General features: G+C 41.0%; 20 protein-coding genes and 1 riboswitch. Of the genes, 9 read left to right on the top strand and 11 right to left on the bottom strand.

What is annotated here, in order from left to right; all coding sequences use genetic code 11:
- The first annotated feature begins 82 nt into the window (after positions 1-82).
- On the top strand, positions 83-979 hold the full coding sequence (locus ACG3M1_RS00410; protein WP_054344327.1) for a glycyl-radical enzyme activating protein: 897 nt from the start codon (positions 83-85) through the stop codon (positions 977-979).
- Between the two features lie 18 nt (positions 980-997).
- Here the strand turns inward: ACG3M1_RS00410 and ACG3M1_RS00405 are convergent, their stop codons facing one another.
- The gene (locus ACG3M1_RS00405; RefSeq protein WP_044907557.1) at positions 998-1,756 is read right to left on the bottom strand and encodes a DeoR/GlpR family DNA-binding transcription regulator; all 759 of its coding nucleotides are present in this window, start codon (positions 1,754-1,756) and stop codon (positions 998-1,000) included.
- Between the two features lie 185 nt (positions 1,757-1,941).
- On the opposite strand from ACG3M1_RS00405, the gene ACG3M1_RS00400 reads away from it, so the two are divergent.
- A complete protein-coding gene (locus tag ACG3M1_RS00400; RefSeq protein WP_008818077.1) occupies positions 1,942-3,708 on the top strand; it encodes a DUF885 domain-containing protein in 1,767 nt (588 codons plus the stop codon).
- A gap of 283 nt (positions 3,709-3,991) precedes the next feature.
- Here the strand turns inward: ACG3M1_RS00400 and ACG3M1_RS00395 are convergent, their stop codons facing one another.
- The 3 genes from ACG3M1_RS00395 to ACG3M1_RS00385 form a co-directional block, all read right to left on the bottom strand.
- Positions 3,992-4,165 (bottom strand): group II intron maturase-specific domain-containing protein, encoded by a 174-nt coding sequence (locus ACG3M1_RS00395; protein WP_395815406.1) that lies wholly within the window; start codon positions 4,163-4,165, stop codon positions 3,992-3,994.
- Positions 4,166-4,342: 177 nt separating this feature from the next.
- Entirely contained in the window at positions 4,343-5,986 is a 1,644-nt protein-coding gene (locus ACG3M1_RS00390; RefSeq protein ID WP_002606770.1) for a putative manganese-dependent inorganic diphosphatase, read from the bottom strand.
- Positions 5,987-6,144: 158 nt separating this feature from the next.
- Positions 6,145-6,786, bottom strand: a complete 642-nt coding sequence (locus ACG3M1_RS00385; RefSeq protein ID WP_002606769.1) for a hypothetical protein — start codon at positions 6,784-6,786, stop codon at positions 6,145-6,147.
- A gap of 261 nt (positions 6,787-7,047) precedes the next feature.
- Here ACG3M1_RS00385 and ACG3M1_RS00380 point away from each other — a divergent pair, with 261 nt between their 5' ends.
- A complete protein-coding gene (locus ACG3M1_RS00380; protein WP_008818074.1) occupies positions 7,048-8,388 on the top strand; it encodes an IS4 family transposase in 1,341 nt (446 codons plus the stop codon).
- 233 nt (positions 8,389-8,621) lie between these two features.
- On the opposite strand, the gene ACG3M1_RS00375 is transcribed toward ACG3M1_RS00380, so the two are convergent.
- The 4 genes from ACG3M1_RS00375 to thiW all read right to left on the bottom strand — a co-directional run bounded on the left by ACG3M1_RS00375 (position 8,622) and on the right by thiW (position 11,280).
- Positions 8,622-8,786 carry a GHKL domain-containing protein gene (locus ACG3M1_RS00375; protein WP_224720936.1) on the bottom strand — a complete coding sequence of 55 codons (165 nt, stop codon included), beginning with the start codon at positions 8,784-8,786 and terminating at the stop codon, positions 8,622-8,624.
- A 544-nt stretch (positions 8,787-9,330) separates the two neighbouring features.
- Complete coding sequence (gene thiE, locus ACG3M1_RS00370) at positions 9,331-9,960, bottom strand: thiamine phosphate synthase (protein ID WP_395814673.1); 630 nt, start codon at positions 9,958-9,960, stop codon at positions 9,331-9,333.
- A complete protein-coding gene (thiM, locus tag ACG3M1_RS00365; RefSeq protein WP_008818072.1) occupies positions 9,957-10,766 on the bottom strand; it encodes a hydroxyethylthiazole kinase in 810 nt (269 codons plus the stop codon). Before thiM ends, thiE begins: the two co-directional genes overlap by 4 nt.
- On the bottom strand, positions 10,717-11,280 hold the full coding sequence (gene thiW / locus ACG3M1_RS00360) for an energy coupling factor transporter S component ThiW (protein WP_008818071.1): 564 nt from the start codon (positions 11,278-11,280) through the stop codon (positions 10,717-10,719). Before thiW ends, thiM begins: the two co-directional genes overlap by 50 nt.
- 225 nt (positions 11,281-11,505) lie before the next feature.
- Positions 11,506-11,607, bottom strand: a riboswitch (TPP riboswitch).
- 244 nt (positions 11,608-11,851) lie between these two features.
- Between thiW and ACG3M1_RS00355 the strand changes: the two genes are divergently transcribed.
- From ACG3M1_RS00355 to ACG3M1_RS00330, 6 genes are all read left to right on the top strand, one after another.
- A complete protein-coding gene (locus ACG3M1_RS00355; protein WP_008818070.1) occupies positions 11,852-12,181 on the top strand; it encodes a hypothetical protein in 330 nt (109 codons plus the stop codon).
- A 97-nt stretch (positions 12,182-12,278) separates the two neighbouring features.
- Positions 12,279-12,650 (top strand): GntR family transcriptional regulator, encoded by a 372-nt coding sequence (locus tag ACG3M1_RS00350; RefSeq protein WP_002606753.1) that lies wholly within the window; start codon positions 12,279-12,281, stop codon positions 12,648-12,650.
- A gap of 51 nt (positions 12,651-12,701) precedes the next feature.
- Positions 12,702-13,418 (top strand): hypothetical protein, encoded by a 717-nt coding sequence (locus ACG3M1_RS00345; RefSeq protein WP_044904154.1) that lies wholly within the window; start codon positions 12,702-12,704, stop codon positions 13,416-13,418.
- A complete protein-coding gene (locus tag ACG3M1_RS00340) occupies positions 13,415-14,641 on the top strand; it encodes a hypothetical protein (RefSeq protein ID WP_009588969.1) in 1,227 nt (408 codons plus the stop codon). Before ACG3M1_RS00345 ends, ACG3M1_RS00340 begins: the two co-directional genes overlap by 4 nt.
- A gap of 6 nt (positions 14,642-14,647) precedes the next feature.
- Entirely contained in the window at positions 14,648-15,400 is a 753-nt protein-coding gene (locus ACG3M1_RS00335) for a hypothetical protein (RefSeq protein WP_008818065.1), read from the top strand.
- Entirely contained in the window at positions 15,394-16,086 is a 693-nt protein-coding gene (locus tag ACG3M1_RS00330; RefSeq protein WP_008818064.1) for an ATP-binding cassette domain-containing protein, read from the top strand. The genes ACG3M1_RS00335 and ACG3M1_RS00330 overlap by 7 nt, the downstream gene beginning before the upstream one ends.
- Before the next feature lie 555 nt (positions 16,087-16,641).
- On the opposite strand, the gene purH is transcribed toward ACG3M1_RS00330, so the two are convergent.
- The 3 genes from purH to purM are packed head-to-tail and all read right to left on the bottom strand — an operon-like array spanning position 16,642 to position 19,786.
- On the bottom strand, positions 16,642-18,174 hold the full coding sequence (purH, locus tag ACG3M1_RS00325) for a bifunctional phosphoribosylaminoimidazolecarboxamide formyltransferase/IMP cyclohydrolase (RefSeq protein WP_008818062.1): 1,533 nt from the start codon (positions 18,172-18,174) through the stop codon (positions 16,642-16,644).
- Positions 18,174-18,761, bottom strand: a complete 588-nt coding sequence (gene purN / locus ACG3M1_RS00320; protein WP_008818061.1) for a phosphoribosylglycinamide formyltransferase — start codon at positions 18,759-18,761, stop codon at positions 18,174-18,176. The genes purH and purN overlap by 1 nt, the downstream gene beginning before the upstream one ends.
- Positions 18,755-19,786, bottom strand: a complete 1,032-nt coding sequence (purM, locus tag ACG3M1_RS00315) for a phosphoribosylformylglycinamidine cyclo-ligase (protein ID WP_008818060.1) — start codon at positions 19,784-19,786, stop codon at positions 18,755-18,757. Before purM ends, purN begins: the two co-directional genes overlap by 7 nt.
- Between the last annotated feature and the right edge of the window lie 3 nt (positions 19,787-19,789).

Here is a 19,789-nt window from a genome sequence, read left to right as displayed (position 1 = left end):
TACAACATTAATTTCATTTGAAATATTTATTTTACAATTTATCACTCCTGTGCTATGATAACGGTAGTAAGGAGTGATGTTAATGTGTAAAGGTATGGTATTCAATATCCAGAAATTCAGCATACACGACGGTCCCGGTATTCGGACAACCGTTTTTCTGAAAGGCTGTCCGCTTCGCTGCCGCTGGTGTTCCAATCCGGAGTCTCAGCTTTCAAAGACACAGATATTATATGATGCATCTGTTTGTATACAGGATGGCGCATGTATACAGGCATGTCCGCAGCAGGCAGTTCAAAGAAAGGGCAGCCGTATTGTGATCAACGATGCACAATGTCTTGGCTGTCTTCGCTGCATCGCTACGTGTAAAGCAAAAGCCCTGCAGGTGGAAGGCGTCAGCAGGGATGCTGATGAGGTTGTCGCAACCTGCCTGCAGGACCGCGACTTTTATGAAGAATCTCAGGGTGGTGTTACACTTTCCGGCGGAGAAGCTCTGGCACAGCCGTCATTTGCAAAGGCACTTGTTTTACGCCTGAAGCAGGAGGGAATCCATGTCGCAGTTGAAACTACCGGATATATCCAGCCCGCTGTATTTCAAAAGCTTGCCCCGCTGTTTGATCTTTTACTGTTCGATATCAAGCATTATGACACAGAACAGCACGTTCTTGGGACCGGCGTCAACAATGATCTGATACTGGAAAACCTTGCATGGAGTGTGAAACATCAGCTCTGTGTTCTTCCACGCATACCCATCATCCCGGGATATAATGCATCCCTGCAGGATGCAAAAGGCCTTGCTGCACTGCTTACATCACTCTCAATTCAACGGGTACAGCTCCTTCCCTTTCATCAGTTCGGCGAAAAGAAATATGAAATGCTGAATCGCGACTATGAAATGAAGCATAAAAAAGCCCTGTATCCGGAAGATTTAAGAGATTATCAGCAAATCTTCCTGAATCAGGGTATTGATTGTTTCTTTTAGGGGCAGATGCTCCTTTTTTTATACCTTCACTTTTTTTACTTCCACACCTTGCTCCGTGAGGTACTGCTCGCATTCCTCCGGTATACGATCATCGCTGACAACCATATGAATATGATCGGTATCTATCAGATGAACAAGTCCCTTTTGTGAAAACTTAGTGGATTCTGTAACTACAATGACATGATTTGCCTGTTGAGCCATATCACGTACCGTTTCACTGCGCATATAATCATTTCCCGTAAAACCTGAATCCGCTGTGAATCCATCGGTACCGATAAACAGCTTATCTACATAAAACGGCTCCATGCATCTTCTCGTCATCGGTCCAACCATGACCTGCGAGCTCTGCTGGTATTCGCCTCCCAGCAAAATGATTTGCAGAGTTCCCTGCTTACGTATATAATCAGCAATAAAAGCGGAATTGGTGATCACGGTCACATTCTTTTTTGTTTTTGCGATTTCCAGCGCGACCAGTGCACAGCACGAACCAGATTCAATCATAAGTGTCTCCCCATCCTGAACATCCGCCACCGCCAGACTGGCAATTCTCTGCTTGATTTCATAATGGTAGACGAGCCGGTTTGCCAGATCATCACTGTCATGCAAAGCCGCATATCCATGCTCCCGCAGAATCAGACCACTGCTTTCCAGCTGCATGAGATCCTTGCGAATCGTCACCTGTGAAACAGAAAGCAGCTCAGATAATCTGGTTACCTCTATTTTTTTATATTGAGAGAGAAGCTCCAGTATTTTTGTATGTCGTTCATGCACAATCATCAACTCTTTTCTATATTAGAATATCATAAACCTTTCTACTCGACAACTTGATTCATAACAAAACCCGTTTCCGTGGATAATTCATTGTGAAATCAATGATTAGACGATATAATAACAGTAAGATACATAAAATATCTGTAGTACAAACGCACTCTACTTAGAAACAGAGAGAAAATGGAGGAAATATGAACGTAAAGAAAATAACATTATTGATGTTATCTGCAGTCATGGCTTTTTCATTCACCGGATGCTCAAAAAAGGATTCCGGAGAAGAACAGAAGAAGTTTGATGAATTTATGAAGCAGGAATTCGTGGAATCTATGGAACAAAGCTATCCGAATACGCACATTATTCTGGAAAACCCAAAGGATTACGGAGTAGATACAAGCAAGACCAAGGTTCAGATCGATAAAGAACTGAATGAAACAACCATGAAGGAAAACAAGGAGCTGAATGAGAAATCCGCGAAGGCCTTCAAGGAATTTGACCGCGATACGTTAAGCGATGAGCAGAAGGAAACTTATGATATTTACAGCTACATGCTGGATTACACTACAGAAATGAACGATTCCAAGTTTGATTATATGAGTATGCCACTGGAATCCATGACAGGTATGCACACACAGCTGCCAACCCTGTTCTCCGACTGGACACTTCGCAATGAGCAGGATGTAAAGGATGTTATCACACTGATGAAATCAGTCCGTCCGTATATGGACAGTATTCTTGCCTATACGAAAAAGCAGGAAGAAAAAGGCACACTGATGCTGGATATCAAATCTGTAAAAGAGTATTGCGAGAAGGTTGTTAAGGAGGATGTAAACAGCAGTGTACTTACCGGGCTGAATGAAAGTATCGACAATCTGAAGCTGGGGGATGATAAGACAAAGCAGTACAAGGCTGAGCTGAAAAAAGCATTTCAGGAGTATTTCCTGCCTGCGTACAGTGATATCATCAAAACGATGAAGGAGCTGGATTCCTCTAAAAACAATACGCTGGGACTGAGCCATATGAAGAACGGAAAAGAGTATTATGAGCTTCTGTTCAAGCAGGCAACCGGCACGGATAAATCCATTGAGGATATTAAAAAAGAATTAAACAGTATGTCACGTTCATCCCTGCTTGCCGTACAGTCTGTGATCTCCAAAAACAAGAATCTGTATGATGAATATGTAAACGGAAAAATCAAAACTAAGTACAAGGACTTTGAAAGCATGCTGAAGGATCTTGATAAGGATATTAAGGATGACTTTCCATCCGTGGGAACACTGAATTATCGAATCAGGCCGATCGGTGAGGATCTGGCATCCGGCGGTGTTGCGGCTTACTTCAACATTCCTGCACTGGACGGTACCACACCGAAACAGATTCGTGTGAATATGTTGGAGGATGCACTGAATGTACAGTCACTGGAAACCTTCTCTACCGTTGCACACGAGGGAATTCCGGGACATATGTATCAGATTGCATATGCCTATAAGAATGTAAAAGACCCATGGAGAAACAGTATGGCAAGCTTCCTTGGTTATACCGAGGGCTATGCCACATATACCGAGCTGTATGCATTAAAGTATCTTGACGGTGTATCTGCGGATGCTGTCAAGCTGCAGCAGAATATGGTTGTCTATCAGGATTGCCTGATAGCTCTTGCCGATATCGGTATTCACTATGAAGGATGGACAAAGGAAGATTTATCAAATTTCCTGGAGGAAAACGGTCTTGGCGTTTCCGATGTCAGTGATTTCTATAACCAGCTGCAGGCAAATCCAACAGCATTCCTCTCTTATTATGTAGGATATGTCCAGATTGCCAATCTGAAGAAGGATGCACAGGAGGAACTAAAGGATAAATTCAATGACAGGGACTTCCATGAAGCAATTCTGAAAAGCGGTGCAGCACCATTCCATGTTGTTGAAGAAAATGTAAAGGACTATATAGAAAGCGCAAAATAAACAATCTGCAGAATAGGGTAGAGGAATAAACTTAAATTTATTCCATTGAACTATACGTAAAGGTCACGTATACGGTCCTACATTTATATCGGTATTACAAACTCTTAAGAATCCAGGGGATGCACCAAATCAGGTCTATCCCCTTTCTTAATGCCTAGAATTTTTGAAGATCATGTGAAATTTACGACCTTCATCGTACTTCTTCTATACCATCCTATTTCTGTGATTGCACATTTGTAGATATCTTCTTTTCTAAATTTACTCTTACATGCAATATTTAATTTCATTGGATTCTTAAAAATCGTTTTGATTTCTTCCATTGTTTTATGGTGACACATCTTATCCTGTGGCGTAACCATTTTCCAAACTTACTAAGGAATATTTTCATGCTTCCTGCTTTGAAATAGTTTATCCATCCCCGCACAACCTGATTTACTCTTGTAATGCCTTTACTAATGGTTCGGAACCGGCATGTTTTCTTTTGAAAGCCTTTTTAATTATAGTATATAACCGTTTTTTCTATCTTTTGTAGGCTTGCACTTTCATCCTTGTTCTCACGGGTTAGATATATGCCATGCCCGACACACTGATTATCAAAAAAGACAATCTTCTCTGGGATTGTCTTTTTTGATAATCAGTGTACAGAATTGATGATTGCCCGGGAAAGCAATGGCACAATCTGATTTTTTCTGGATAATATATCCTCCTGAAAGCTATGCTCTTCTTCAAAGTGGTTTGGAAACGCCTCAGCGACCACATCCGCAATATCACCGGCAGCATAGAAGACAGAGCCGTTCTCCAGTATACTCGTAAATGCAACAACCAGAAGATCAAGTCCTTTTTCCTGTGCAAATTTCACCATTTCGCTTTGCAGAGTATCCTCGATTTCCTTGGCTTCACTTACCTGATAGGCAATCACCTGTGAGATCATGACAGTTCTGCCGTCGATTTCGAATTTTTTGATATCCTGATTCAGCAGCTCACGCGGTGTCTTGTTACTGATATTGGAGCTTACCTTGAACATCTCTTTCGCAAATACATCGATATCCAGCTCCGCAATTTCTGCCAGCATTCTGGCAAGTCCCTTATCCTTTGCGGTTGTTGTCGGTGATTTGAATTTCAGCGTATCGGAGAGTATTGCGCCAAGCAGCAGACCGGCAATATCCTTAGGTATACTCATCTGATTTTCCAGATATATGGAAGTTATGATGGATGCCGTACTGCCTATGATTTCATTACGGAAGGAAATTGGCCGGTTAGTGGAAATATCACATACACGGTGATGATCCACAACCTCCAGCAAGTCAGCCTTTTCTATACTTTTCACTGATTGTGCATATTCATTGTGATCCACCAGAATAACCTTCTTGTTATGCTGATTCAAAATGTGATAGCGTGAAACATAGCCGATCAGATGGTTTTCATCATCAATCACCGGATAGCTGCGGTATCTTGATTTCAGCATTTTCTTTCCCACCTCATCAACAAATTCATTTTTGTTAAAGCTGACGAGATCGGTTTTCATAAGCAGCTTGACCGGCGGAGAAAAGAACAGATAACGGGAGGTATTCATTGTTCCATGCCCAGAGAGGATGATGGGACAGTGATATTCCTTCGCAAGTGCAATCACGCTGTCTTCAATATGCTCCGTCCATACCGCAACCAGGATTCCCGCTCCCTTGCGAATTGCTGCTTCCTGTGCTTCCGAGTCATTCCCTACAATGACAAGACGGTCCTGCAGTTCATAGTTGTTAAGCTTTGTTTCCGCAATCGCAATGACGCTTGTCTTTCCGTTAAAATGATACGCTTTATCCATGTATATCATTTTCCCACTCACCGTTTTCGCGATATATTCCGGCGGAGTCTCCTGCAGAAGCTGAATAGCGACAGCAGTATCTCCCAGACCAACCGTAGCGAGGTCTGATTTGGTAACCATCCCCATCAGTTTTCCCTGCGCATTGATAACACCGTAGGACTGCTTGTTTTGTTCACTCATCAGCTCCAGTGTTTCCATAATGGTTGTCTGCGGACTGATTGCCAGCGGGCCGTCAATTTCAATTTCATCCAAGGTGGCGCGCGCATCCTCGAACAGCATAGGCAAATCCATGTGGAAGCGTTCAAGCAAATATTCAGTTTCCGCATTCACCGGACCAAGGCGGCAGGCAATTGCATGAAAGCCCTGACGCTGCTTGAGCTTTGCATAGGCGATGGCGGATGCGATGGAATCCGTATCCGGATGCCTGTGACCGGTGATATATATTTTTTCCTTGTTCAGCATAAGCTCCTCCTTTTCTATTACATTCATCCCTGACGTTATGATTATAAAACAGATTGGCGTAAATTCCTATAGAAAATCATTCACTTTTGTCAATGCTGCTTATATTATGGATGAATATAGATGAAAAAGAAATTAAAATGCCTGAATTTAGGGGAAGCTTAGCCGACTATAAGTATAAGAATTGAAGCAATAATACTAATAATCATATTTTCATTTATTCCCAATATCGTTTTTTTAGCCTTTTCGATATCCTTTACTGTCTCAAAATCAAACCTCCATATACATCTGCTTGCGCGAATCAAGACCCAAAATTGAAAAACAGATACACCACACCATAACAAACTGAGAAAGAAAAATGAAATGAAATCAGTTTTATGAAACACACACCAAAACGAGGATAAAAAACAGCTTATAGAACCAATAATATAGCATACTATACGAACAAAGTCTTCCCATTTATATCTGCTTGCTTTTATGTATTCATTCAGGATACGCTCTTCTATCAAAGGAATTGCATTCAGTGTTTCATTTCCAAAAACAAGAAGATGCTTCCATGCACCTATTCGTTTCCAATCCAATTGCTTTGCCCTCAGTTCAAGCTCTCTGTCAAACATGTCAACCGGAATCAAACAGTAGGAATGCTGTACTCTATATCCTCTTTCAAAATAAAAAGAAGTATCTTTTACCTTTTTTAATCTCCAATTATCTTCAGCTAAAAGCTGCAGATATTCAAGAACATACTTATATTGAATTAAAAGAAAGCCAACAGATTCTTCTTTCATAACTTCCTGATTTTGCATAGTACCACCCCAAGTGCATAATAACAAAAAAACGTTATTTTAACTCAATGTCATTAAGTTAAAGAAAAATAGATGAGAGACATTTATACAAAAAGTATAGGTGTCTTTTTTATTTAGGCTTGACAAAATCAGAAAAATCGTGCGCTCCGTTACACTTCGCGCTTTTGTAAGGTGTAGGAGGTGATCTTATATGATCCTTAGTAATAATTTCAATGCTTGTTCTACCTTCATATCTGATAAAAGAATTGAGGGGATTGTGGTATGATCTCTATCCATAAAACACTTTTCAATTCTTTGGATAAGATTTTAAATAAGGCGGATCGTTTGAAATATGATCAACATTTTGTCACACATGAAAGTTCTGATTTCACTCGTAAATCTAGAAAGCTATCTTTTAAAGATACTGTTTCATTCATCTTATCAATGGCGGGTAAGCCTATCCGGGAAGAACTACTTGATTTTTTCCATTACTCAAATAATCCCCCAACTGCCTCTGCACTTGTCCAGGCACGTTCTAAAATTTCTTCACGTGTTTTTCAATATATTTTGAATGAACTGAATAAAGCATTTCCACCTGATAATTTATATAAGGGCTATCATCTTATTGCGGTCGATGGGTCTGAAATGCAAATACCACTTGATTTTAGTGATCCCGATACGTTACATAAAAGTGCATCGAAAGGAAAATTTCTATCTGCTTTTCATCTTAATGTCAGCTATGATGTTTTAAACCATCGTTATTTAGATACGATCGTTCAAGGGATTCATAGTAAGAACGAGGTCGAAGCCATGTGGAAAATAGTTGAACGTTTTCACGATGATAATGCTATTTTTATCGCAGATAGAAATTATGCAACCTGGAATACTATGGCACATATCATACAGTCGGGTAAGTCCTTTTTGATACGTGTGAAAGATATACACTCGATTTCCAGTCTTTTAAGAAAATTCAATCTGCCAGATGAAGAATTTGATTTGGATTTACATATCACATTGACAAGAAAACAGACCAAAGATATAAAATCTCAACCAGAGAAATATCGTTTCTTATCTACTACATCTACGTTTGATTTTATTGATGAACATAATCCTGAGTATGTACTTCATTTCCGTGTAGTTCGATTTAAGCTGGATGGTAGTGAAGAATATGAATCCATCATCACAAATTTAAGCCGGGATGAATTTAGTAAGGATGAAATAAAAGAAATATACAATACTCGATGGGGTATAGAATTATCGTTCCGTGACCTTAAATTTTCAGCGGATCTGTGTGCTGTTCATGCGAAAAAACGAGAAAGCATCCAACAGGAGATTTGGGCAAGGATGATACTGTATAATATATCTTTTATTATGGCTCATCATATAATAAATAAAAAGCCAAAGGGAAAGGGTAAGAAAAAAAAGTATTCTTATGCGATAAACAAAAAAATGGCGATACATCATTGTCGCTATTTTATCCAGCATTATAAAAGAAAAGGCGGTCACCCGCCTGATCTTGAAACTCTCATTTCACAAGATATCTTACCAATCCGCCAAAATCGAAAATGTAAGAGGCTTGTGAAATCACAAACGCTAGTATGTTTCAACTACCGCTTTTCTTAATACGATATAATTATAACTCAAAAGTTTATAAATTGCTTGAAAAATCTTCTTTTTGTCATGCATTTTTTTCAGATTACTCTTAATCCTATCAGAATGAGATAAAATAAAACCGCATCCTGTTTGTTTTCATCCTCTTAACTTAATGACATTGTATTTTAACTACTGTTTTGGTATCTAAGCACAAGTTTTATCATTTAAACAAACATTATAAAAGGTGTCCTTCCTAGACACCTCTATATTTTAAGAAATGACAGTATCAGCTGAAATATAGCATTTTCTATATTGATTTCCATAGAGCCCTGATATTTCTCGCATAGCTCTTTTATATTTTTCAGTCCGTATCCGTGCTTATCTTTATCTTTTTTTGATGTTGATAATACATCATCATTCCATTTTATTCTTGCACTTCTCTTTAAGATACCGGTATATGCCTCTGCATTTTCAAGATTGAAATCAAATTCAACGATCGGTTTTCATAAGATATATTTAGTTCTTACAAATTTATGTATCATAGTAAGCTTTGTTAACCTGCTAACGAAACTGCCTGTTTTTCTCTATTTGATGTTGTTATTAACTACGATAGCACCACTCATCATTTTGAATCTAACGAAACGATATTTATCAAATAAAAGTATCTATGCACATTTTATATACATGGGATTTTTACAGCTGCTTTTTTGGATATCCTGTTACTATATTTTCATATGAATAACAATAGATAACAGCTATGATATAGAGAATTACGGAAGCAGCTAACTAGAATGTGCCTCATATTATATCGGATTACACGTTAACAGAAAGATAAGGTTGAATACTACACAGTATGAATTATCTCAAGCATCTGCAATAACGGTTGAAGGCTGTATGCGGCTTCATAAAAAAAGACATCTTTTAAGAGCTTTTATCCTTAGAAGTTGTCTTTTTCTTATCTTATCTGCACCTCTATTTACAGATTGTCATGATTTTAGCTTTTAATGCTTTCGCTGCATCATAGGAATTTTCCTGCTTCATAATAGCAGATACAACACAGATTCCCTTAATACCCGTTCCCTTTAGAATCTCACAATTCTCTGCATTCAAGCCACCGATAGCACCAACCGGAATTGAAACATGTGCACAGATATCCTGCAGTGTTTCCACGCTGGTTAATACTGTTTTCACCTTTGTCGTAGTCGGATAAATTGCGCCGACTCCCAGATAATCAGCACCATCTGCTTCTGCCTGCATGGCAGTATCCACACGCTTCGCTGTTGCACCTACAATTTTATCCGGCCCCATGAGTCTGCGTGCTTCTTTGACTGGCATATCCTCTGCACCGACATGGACGCCAGCCGCATCCACTGCAAGAGCGATATCCACACGATCGTCAATCATAAGCGGTACCCCATAAGCATCCGTCAGCTTTTTTACTTTGCGGGCAAGCTCATAGTATTCCAGCGTTGTTCTGTTTTTTTCTCTTAACTGCAATAGAGTAACACCGCCGCGTAACGCCTGTTCAAGTCGTCTAAGAAACTCATCTTCTGATAAACCTGTTGAATCACTTACCAGATATAATGTTAAATCAAATCTCATAGCTCTCTCCTAATCCTTGCTTTCGCAAAATCCAGCGTATTTATTTCATATAAAGAATCAAACAGTGATGCATGAAAGCTGCCCGGTCCCTCTGTGATTGAAACACTTTTCTCCGCAGCCAGCTCAAAGGTTATACATGCTGCCAATGCTGCATCAAGCGCAGTCTCTGTAACGGATAAAAATGCTGCTGCAATCACATTCAGCATACAGCCTGTTCCTGTACAAAGCGTCATCATGGAATCCCCGTTCTCTACAAAATATATCTGCTTTCCATCCGTTAGAATGTCCACCTCTCCACTGCACAAGACAGTAGTACCATATTTGCGTGCAAGCTCGGCCAGCCATTCAGCACTCTTTGCAGGAGCTTCCCGATCATCATCACCCACATCAATCCCCAGAGCATGACTGTCACGGCCACTAACTGCCTTCAGCTCGGAAAGATTACCTTTTATGATGGAGAATTTTCCTTCATGCAACAGCTTCTCTGCAAACGCTTCACGCAGGTCACTGCAGCCAGCACCAACCATGTCAACAATTACCGGAATACCGTTCTCATTTGCACAATGAAGACTTTTCTTCATAGCAATCGCACGACTGTCATCAAAGTTACCAAGATTCAGTGCCAGTGCCTTACTGCATGCGGTTATCTGTTCACATTCCATCGGATGCTGTGCCATAATCGGCTTCGCTCCCAGTGCCAGTACAGCATTTGCACAATCGTTCATACTGATTGGATTGGTGATGCAGTGAATCAGATTATGACTGTGCTGCAGCTGTTTTCTCAGACTCCAGAGTTTCTCGTACATTCTGTTCTCCTCCCAGCTTTCTCTGCATCTTAAGCAGCATACCGCTGTGCTGCATGGATGTCAGAAATACGAATGCAATACTACCGCCGATAACTGTTCCCATAAAGAAGCTAGGAACGTAGAACATCCAGGTCAGACCGTTTCTTCCCCATAGCAACGCCATGACCGGAAAGGAAACAATCGCCCCGATGATTCCTGTTCCGATAATCTCCCCCAGCACAGCTGCCCATATGTTTCCCTTGCTGATTTTATAAAAGATACCTGACAATGCTGCACCAAATACAGCTCCTGTTAATGCTAGCGGCGGAATCCCCATGACTGCCATACGAATTACCCCGATCAGTACCGCACACAGAAACGAATACCAGGGTCCCATCAACACTGCCACTGTAATATTGATAAAGTGTGCCATCGGGCACATTCCCTCCACACGCAGAATTGGCGATATGACAACTCCAACGGCTACCATCATTGCCAGAAATACATGGCGGAAAACACGATTCTCATTTTTCATTTCTACTTACCTCCTGTTTGCTTTCCTTAGGGATAAGAACAGGAAGCACAAAGAAAACAGCTTTCCCGGTTGATATCCCAAGATCGGTCGAAGCCATACAGCTTCCTCTCAGCCTGTCTGGCAGGCTCCCTCGCTGAAGTTCTTTGTACGGTTGGAGCTCCCCTTCCGTATGCAGCAATAAAAAAGAGATACAGCAAACGCAGGCCATATCTCAATATGCAGTCACTCATATTGTACACAGTTCCCTACGTCGGCATTATCCGAATCAGGTTATGGGTCGAAGCGAGCGCTTCCTCTCAGCCGTTTCCAGCTCCCCTTTTTTATCACGATAAAATGTTACCACGGTTCAAAGGGAATTGCAATGCTGTATTTTCTGAAAGCTAAAGAACTCATAGAGTTTTCATTTTAACAGCATAAAATGACCGTTTCCACCCTGTAGAATACCGCTTGTCCCAGAAAGCTTGTTTTTTTCATAATATTCTTTATGATTAAGTACAGAGGTCAGTCCATCCGCAGCTGTTCCGCTGTCAAATGCTTTCTAACCTCTGTGATGAAAAGAAAGGAGGACAGTATGATGCAAAAGGAAGAATTCGAGAACTATAAGCATATGATTGTATCTGAGCAGCCTATTTTTCATGCCTACATCGATATGCGTTCAAATGTTCAATATCATATAAACGTATATGTTTCCCCCTGGTATAAAGCATACAATTATATTTTCTGGATTCAGAACACAACAAAGGATAAAAGCAGAGCCTTTCGTACGGAGCATGTTACACTCGCTACATTCCTTGCGAATTATGTGTCCAATGATAAAAACACACACGAGCATCTGATTCGCGAGTATCTATCAGAATGGATAAAAACCGGTGTTCTTAATGCTGAGGAAACTATCTTTTGAATGCATTTACAGTCTGCCTGTCTGTAAAAACAAACAGGCTTTTCTTGACTGTGCAGTGTATTGCGGTTATAATACACTTGAAGAGAGGTGAATGTGCATGAACTTACAGGATATACAGTTTAACAAGAAAGAACCGATGTATCCACAGCTCAGTCGCTATATCAAAAAGCTAATCCTTGCGGATGAGCTGAAGCATTATGAAGAACTGCCAAGCCGCCGTGAGCTTGCACTTCAGCTCTCCATCAATCCTAACACGGTACAAAAAGCCTATAAACAGCTGGAAGATGAAGGTATTATAAAGACGATAAGCAATGTGAAAAGTGTAGTTATCGTCAATGAGAAAATTCTGGAAAAGCTGCGCAGTGAAATGATAGAGGAAACGATGAAGGAATTTGTAAAGGAGTGTCAGACAAGCGGCCTGGATTTTCAGCAGACGATTGTCTGGCTTACAAAGCTATGGAACACGTAATTTTTATTTCCATCAAGTGTATTGCGTGCGCAATACAGAAAGGAGACTGCGATGAAAGAGATTCGCTTATTTATTGAAAATACCTCTGCGCCTTATGTGAATAAGATCATATTCCTGTACGTGGATATCTTCCTCGTTCAGGTCGCGCTATGCTTTATCGGAATTACTGAGGATATCAACTCTATTATGCTTCTGGCATTCTATCCAAGCTTTCTGCTCCTGTTTCTGATACACAGGAAGCGCTATAAAACCTTTATGAGTGAAGGAGGCTTAACCCGGGTTCGTCTTCTGCCAATCCGGAAATCCACTTTTCTTTACAGTGAACTGCTGTTTCAATTCATGACCTATCTTGGTTTGCTTTGCACGCATTTTCTGACATGGACTGCTCTTTACTTCCTTATGGCAGATAAACAGCCGTTCCTAAGCAACACCTTTCTGTTTTTTCAGCTTTCTCAGGCAACCGCAACTACCTATATGCCCTTTACTGCAGCTGTCATTCTTCTTGATTTATTAAAGCTGATCACGCTAACCTGTATCAGTACCCTTTTGTTAATCGGTATGGAAACATATAAAGGATTACAAACAGTCCTGCTGTATGTTGGTCTTCTGATTATTTTCCTCTTTATTAAGTTGATTCTGGCACAAATGATGCCGGATTTTCAGGTAATTGAGGACTGGTACGCAGTTGCTGCTATGCTGCTGCTTCTCCCTATACATGCAATACAATTGAAGGCTTTCTTCATGTGGAAAAGGAGGGTGATGAAATGAAAAAGACAACGAATTTTATGATTTTCATAGCTCTTGTTTCCATTTTATGTTTGAGCCTGCCTCTAATAATTGCCAGACAGGCAGCCTTTCCTTTACAGGATGTAATAGGAAATGCCTCCGCACTGCATGGTGTCAGCTTTGATGGTACCGTAAATCTGGAGGAGGCATCCATTTTGATATCCTATGATGAGCGTGCCAGAGAGTCTCATAAGATTACAAAACCACAGATTTATCCGGGCTCCTCCTATACATCCTTCACGTATGTATGTGAGGATGACTGCAAGGCGATCAGTGGCTGGGAGAAAGAAAAGGATCAAAATCGGACAGATGTAACCTCCTATAAACGGAAGCTGAATAAAGCATCCCTGTATGTATCCGTAATGCTGGCAGATACTCAACAGCTGGGGAATGATCTTGGCTTTATAAAAACCGAATTGTCTTATATCGCAGATCAAAAGCATATTCTTCTAGAAGACGGTATGTATGATGCGGAGGAAAAAAAGTTAACTCCCGGATGGATCGAGCCGGAAAACATGGCAGAATCCGGTGGTACCACGCAGCCTGTTTATCATAATGGGTACTATTATATTCTTCCACCGAGTACCACGGCGATGAGCGGTCAGAATTATATCTACCGTGCAAAAAAAATGAAATATCCTGAAAGCTATAGCATCAATACAGATACGGAGCACGGCTATTACGCTATGAGCACATCTCTGAAGACAGAAAAGCTGACAAACGTAAGCATGGACCGAAATTATCTTGCATTGCAGATTTCATCAGACCATATGTTCGTATTCAGCGAAAAAAATCAAAAGCTGTATATTACAAAGTATGATCTTAACGGTAATTTGAAGGATGAAATCAGCATAAAGGACTTCCATTATTTTGATACCATTTATAAGAATGACAACTATCTTTGCTTCAGCTATGATGATACTATTCAGACATTGAATACGGATACCATGCAGCTCATCAGTGTTAAAAACAAGCAGCTTCTTTCAGATAGCGCTAATCAGGAGTATGTCAGCATTTATGATATTTTATATAAGAATGGCAGAATTTATGTTTCTATGAACGCAGATGCTGAATACTTTATGAACAAGGTCCTTGTTATAGAAAACGGTAAGACCCTGTATGTCGGTTCTCTGGATTTCTTAAAACTAAAGCCTTCTCTTACAGAACTGCCCGCGGACTGTTTTCCAGTTAAATTCAGGAGGTGAAGGAGCATGCTGAAACGTGAATTTATACAACATATACGCCGCCTTTGGAGAATTCTGCTGATAACCATTCTCGCCTATTTCATGGTCTCTGCCTTCATCATGCAGAGTATCGCATCAAATATCCGTTTGCTATACAGCAGCGATTCATGGATTGAGCTATTGCCGTTAGTCTATAACCTCTTTTATGGTGTTACGGTTTGTTTCTTTGTACTTATATTTTTCTACTATATCCTGCGGACACTGTTTGATTACCGTCAGGGCAAGACGCGATGGATGCTGCTGGCTTATACACAAAAGCCGCGCATTGTCGCAGATGCTCTCCTGTTGGCCATCCTATTGCTTGTCTTTTATCTGATTAGTCTAACAATTTTATATTTTGGATTTCAATATCACTTACAGCTGCTGGAAAATCAGCATCTGTTTCTCCCTGAGAAATATCAATCATTTACAACAATGCTCTCCATGCAGCTTGCTTTCCCCTTCTTATATCCTACATCTGTTACATCTATACTGTTTCTAATCAGTTTTTATGTATCTGTTGTTACAGGCGGCACCTCTGTGATATATGCGTGCCGATCAGAAATATCCTGCATGAGTGGTTGGCTGTATCCGAGCTATCTGCTGTTGATGTATCTGAGCTACACCTCATGGAAATCATATCTACTCATGCTGTTTATTTCCTTATTGTACAGTGCAATATTTATCATACAACTTAAAAAATGCTGTGATTATAAACAGCCGGGAGGTTACAAATGCTGAAGCTGGAAAACGTAAAAAAGCTGTACTCCAATAACCGGGGTCTGCGCAATACCACTATTGATTTTCAGGAAGGTGAGATTACAGGCATTCTGGGAAGAAACGGCAGCGGTAAGACTACATTGCTGAAAGGTATTCTAAACCTTCTGCCTCTGGATGATGGAATCATTACATGGAATGATAAATCCGTAGAGGAGCAGTTTGACAAGGTTGCCTTCATTACAGAGGATGGCAGTTATTTCCCCTATATGTCTTCAAAGGAATACGGAGATTTTCTATCTCTGTATTATCCTGCTTTCTCCAAAGAACGCTATTTTGAATTACTCGATCAATTTGAGGTAAGCAAAACAGATACTATACGCACGCTTTCCAAGGGTCAGCAGCTAAAGGTGGAAATCAGTGCCGGATTTGCAATGAACGCAAAGCTCATTATTCTGGATGAACCGTTTACCACACTGGATATCTATGCCAAGGAGGATACTGTCAGACAATTGATCGAGCAGGTGAAAGAAGATGTCATCATTTTGATTTCCACGCATAACATAGAAGAGATTGAAGCTGTGATTGACCGCTGTGTTGTCCTAGATGATGGAATGATCAAAGAAGATATCACAATGGATGAACTAAATGAAAGTGGTAAGGATTTACGAGCTCTGCTGGATCCTTATCGACCAGCTGTAAAGAAATAAATATATGAGGAGGTCTGTCTGTGCAAGGTAAAATATTCGCAATCCCCTATGCAGCATGGATTGCTGCATTTGTATTTGATGTCCTGATCATTATTGACAGCTATCCTGCAGCGCTGCTCCTGTTCCTGCTTTTATCATATCATAGTTATAAAAAGTTTTTTCTGAAACAGGCAGGCACCTATAAAATACTGATCTGCCTTGGTGGAGAAATTTTCTTATCACTGTTATGTATTCTCACGATAAGCACATTAAATCCCCCCTTATCCACAGACCAGACCACGTTATTATTCTTTCATCCAGCCGCTTGTTGCATATTGTCAGTTTCTGCCTATCTCATTCATAAAACCTTTAAAACCATGGATCACAGTCTTTTGAAAATTGTGAAATACAGATATCTCACAGAGTCAAAAGCTGCGGGCAGAAAAAAAGAAGCTGCATCACAAATTCATACACTCTTATAGAAGCTAAGAATTCAATCCGTTTATAGCATACGGCTGTTGAATTCTTTTTTCTGTACGTGGAAAGAATCTGTTTTGCTAAGCCTCTTTTTATAAATTAATGCTTAAAGTGTCGTACTCCTGTATAAACCATCGCAATTCCATGCTCATTGCATACGTCAATGGATAGCTGATCCTTAATGGAACCACCAGGCTGAATGATAGCAGTAACGCCTGCTTTTACAGCCTCCTCAACGGTATCCGGCATCGGGAAGAACGCATCGGAGCTCATGATTGAGCCTTTTGCTTTTTCTCCTGCCTGTTCAATGGCAATCTTCGCAGCACCGACACGGTTCATCTGACCGGCACCGACACCAATCGTCATATTGTCCTTTACAAGAACAATGGCATTGGATTTGACATGCTTAACCACCTTCCATGCGAACAACAGCTGTTCCAGCTCTTCCTCCGTTGGTTTGCGGTTTGTCACACAGCGAAGATCCTCTGCTGTAATTTTATGATCATCAATATCCTGCACAAGCAGACCGTCATTTACATTGGTAACCTTGTATTTGGCATTTACCTCCAATGAGGTATCCAGCTGCATCAGACGGATATTCTTCTTCTTGGACAAAATTTCAAATGCATCTTCATCAAATGCAGGTGCGATAATAATTTCAAGGAAGATTTTAGACAGCTTTTCTGCCACTGACGCATGAATCGGTTCATTGAAGGCAACAATACCACCGAAGATAGAAACCGGATCGGCCTCATACGCCTTATCCCATGCTTCCTCAATCGTTTTTCCAATACCGACACCGCAAGGATTCATATGCTTCAAGCCGACAACTGCCGGCTGCCCTTCAAAGTCCTTCAAAATTTCAATCGCTGCATTTCCGTCCTGTATATTATTATAGGAAAGCTCCTTGCCATGGAGCTGCTTTGCATTTGCCAGAGAATACTGTGGATTCATTCCCTTATAGAAAGCAGCACTCTGATGCGGGTTTTCTCCGTAGCGAAGCTCCTGTACCTTGTCAAAGGTGATGGTAAACTTCTCCGGATATTTCTCGCCTGTTCTTTCTGTCAGATAGCTTGCAATCATCGTGTCATAGCTTGCGGTATGACGGAATACCTTCGCTGCAAGGTATTCTCTTGTTGTAAGAGAAGTTTCCCCGTTTTCACGCAGCTCCTTTACTACAGCATCATAATCTGACGGATCACAGAGAACCGGAATAAACTTATAATTTTTTGAAGCACTGCGCAGCATGCTTGGACCGCCGATATCGATATTCTCAATGATTTCCTCATGACTGACACCCGGCTTCTGCACGGTTTCCTTGAATGGATACAGATTCACACATACCAGATCGATATACTGGATTCCCAGCTCTTCAATCTGTCGTACATGATCAGGGTTATCCCTCACACAAAGCAATGCCCCGTGAACCTTTGGATGCAGTGTTTTTACACGCCCATCCATGATTTCCGGAAAATCCGTTACCTCGGAAATTCCGATTGTCTTGATACCTGCAGCTTCCAGCGCTTTTTTTGTACCACCGGTAGAGATGATTTCATATCCCAGCTCTACCAGACTAGATACAAACGGAACCAGATTTGTTTTATCAGAAACACTGACTAATGCTCGCTTCATTATGCTTCCTCGCTTTCTATCATTTTACATACATGCTTTATTACTTTTGGAAACATGTCATACTCCAGGGCATGCACATGCTCTTCCAGGGTTTCCAGTGACCAGGTGGAATCGATCGTAATCTTTTCCTGATGGATGATTTCGCCCGTATCCACACCTTCATCTACAAAATGAACGGTAACCCCTGTGAAATCGACCTTTGCCTCATACGCATCCTGAATACTGTGGGCTCCCGGGAAATTGGGAAGATATGCCGGATGCAGATTGATGATGCGTCTTGGAAAGCTTTCCAGCAGGACCTTACCGATAAAACGCATATATCCGGCAAGAACAATCAGCTCCACCTGATGCTCCTTCAATATACTCAGAATTTTCTGTTCGTAAGGCTCCTTGCCTGCATATGCCTTCGGATTTACGTATACACAGGGTATATGCAGCTTTTCAGCACGCTCTTTCGCATAGGCATGCTCCTTATCGATAATCAGAACCTTGCAGACTGCATTGTTTACATGTCCGTTGTTTATTTCCTGAATAATATTCTCGAAATTGGAGCCGTTTCCGCTCGCAAAAATCGCAATATTTACCATTTTACATCCACGCTTCCACTATTTGTAACTTCACCGATGACATAGGATTCCTCATGAATTTCCTTCAACAGGCTCTGTACGGTGTCCACGTCTTTTTTATCGACAGCCATCATAAAGCCGATACCCATGTTGAATACATTGCACATTTCATCCATCGGAATATTTCCATATTTCGCAATCATATCAAAGATAGGCTTGTGAGGATAAGCTGTTGTATCAATGGTAACACCCTGTCCTTCCTTCAGCATTCTAGGCACATTTTCATAGAAGCCGCCTCCGGTGATGTGACTCATTCCCTTGATATCAACCTTGCCTAGCAGATGCTTGATTGCCTTGACATAGATCTTCGTCGGAGTTAACAGCACATCTCCCAGCTTCTGATTTCCGATTTCTTCATACTCCTTATGCAGATCCAGCTTGGCATCCTTTAACAATACCTTGCGGATCAAAGAGAATCCATTGGAATGTACGCCGGTACTTGGAAGACCGATCAGTACATTGCCTTCCTCGATTTTCTGTCCGTCCAGCAGATTGCATTTATCCACGGCACCCACACAGAAGCCGGCAATATCATAATGCTTCACATCATACATATCCGGCATTTCGGCAGTTTCCCCGCCGATCAGGGCACACTCTGCCTGCACACAGCCATCCGCTACACCCTTTACCAGCTGTTCGATTTTCTTCGGTTCATTTTTGCCTACTGCCAGATAATCCAGGAAGAAGATTGGTGCTGCCCCCTGTACCAGAACATCATTGACGCACATTGCCACAGCATCAATACCAACTGTGTCATGCTTATCCATTTCAAATGCCACAAGCAGCTTTGTACCAACACCATCGGTTCCGCTTACCAGAACCGGTTCCTTCATGTTTAATACGGAAAGATCAAACATACCGCCAAAGGCACCGATGGAATCAATTGCTCCCCTTACCTTTGTTCTAGCGACATGACTCTTAATCAGACGAACGGATTCATATCCGGCTTCCAGATCGACTCCGGCTTCTCTATACTTATCACTCATACA

Origin of the sequence: Clostridium sp. 10cd*, from assembly GCF_044336395.1 — a bacterium.
In the GTDB taxonomy this organism is placed as follows: domain Bacteria; phylum Bacillota_I; class Bacilli_A; order Erysipelotrichales; family Erysipelotrichaceae; genus Clostridium_AQ; species Clostridium_AQ innocuum.
The sequence above is the reverse complement of the archived record's forward strand: the minus strand, read 5'-3'. Positions and strand labels throughout refer to the sequence as shown.

What these genes read in the sequence shown, in the direction of transcription:
- ACG3M1_RS00410 (WP_054344327.1), top strand. Translation starts at nt 83, where the DNA reads ATGTGTAAAGGTATGGTATTCAATATCCAGAAATTCAGCATACACGAC.
- ACG3M1_RS00405 (WP_044907557.1), bottom strand. Translation starts at nt 1,756, where the DNA reads ATGATTGTGCATGAACGACATACAAAAATACTGGAGCTTCTCTCTCAA.
- ACG3M1_RS00400 (WP_008818077.1), top strand. Translation starts at nt 1,942, where the DNA reads ATGAACGTAAAGAAAATAACATTATTGATGTTATCTGCAGTCATGGCT.
- ACG3M1_RS00390 (WP_002606770.1), bottom strand. Translation starts at nt 5,986, where the DNA reads ATGCTGAACAAGGAAAAAATATATATCACCGGTCACAGGCATCCGGAT.
- ACG3M1_RS00385 (WP_002606769.1), bottom strand. Translation starts at nt 6,786, where the DNA reads ATGCAAAATCAGGAAGTTATGAAAGAAGAATCTGTTGGCTTTCTTTTA.
- ACG3M1_RS00380 (WP_008818074.1), top strand. Translation starts at nt 7,048, where the DNA reads ATGATCTCTATCCATAAAACACTTTTCAATTCTTTGGATAAGATTTTA.
- thiE (WP_395814673.1), bottom strand. Translation starts at nt 9,960, where the DNA reads ATGAGATTTGATTTAACATTATATCTGGTAAGTGATTCAACAGGTTTA.
- thiM (WP_008818072.1), bottom strand. Translation starts at nt 10,766, where the DNA reads ATGTACGAGAAACTCTGGAGTCTGAGAAAACAGCTGCAGCACAGTCAT.
- thiW (WP_008818071.1), bottom strand. Translation starts at nt 11,280, where the DNA reads ATGAAAAATGAGAATCGTGTTTTCCGCCATGTATTTCTGGCAATGATG.
- ACG3M1_RS00355 (WP_008818070.1), top strand. Translation starts at nt 11,852, where the DNA reads ATGATGCAAAAGGAAGAATTCGAGAACTATAAGCATATGATTGTATCT.
- ACG3M1_RS00350 (WP_002606753.1), top strand. Translation starts at nt 12,279, where the DNA reads ATGAACTTACAGGATATACAGTTTAACAAGAAAGAACCGATGTATCCA.
- ACG3M1_RS00345 (WP_044904154.1), top strand. Translation starts at nt 12,702, where the DNA reads ATGAAAGAGATTCGCTTATTTATTGAAAATACCTCTGCGCCTTATGTG.
- ACG3M1_RS00340 (WP_009588969.1), top strand. Translation starts at nt 13,415, where the DNA reads ATGAAAAAGACAACGAATTTTATGATTTTCATAGCTCTTGTTTCCATT.
- ACG3M1_RS00335 (WP_008818065.1), top strand. Translation starts at nt 14,648, where the DNA reads ATGCTGAAACGTGAATTTATACAACATATACGCCGCCTTTGGAGAATT.
- ACG3M1_RS00330 (WP_008818064.1), top strand. Translation starts at nt 15,394, where the DNA reads ATGCTGAAGCTGGAAAACGTAAAAAAGCTGTACTCCAATAACCGGGGT.
- purH (WP_008818062.1), bottom strand. Translation starts at nt 18,174, where the DNA reads ATGAAGCGAGCATTAGTCAGTGTTTCTGATAAAACAAATCTGGTTCCG.
- purN (WP_008818061.1), bottom strand. Translation starts at nt 18,761, where the DNA reads ATGGTAAATATTGCGATTTTTGCGAGCGGAAACGGCTCCAATTTCGAG.
- purM (WP_008818060.1), bottom strand. Translation starts at nt 19,786, where the DNA reads ATGAGTGATAAGTATAGAGAAGCCGGAGTCGATCTGGAAGCCGGATAT.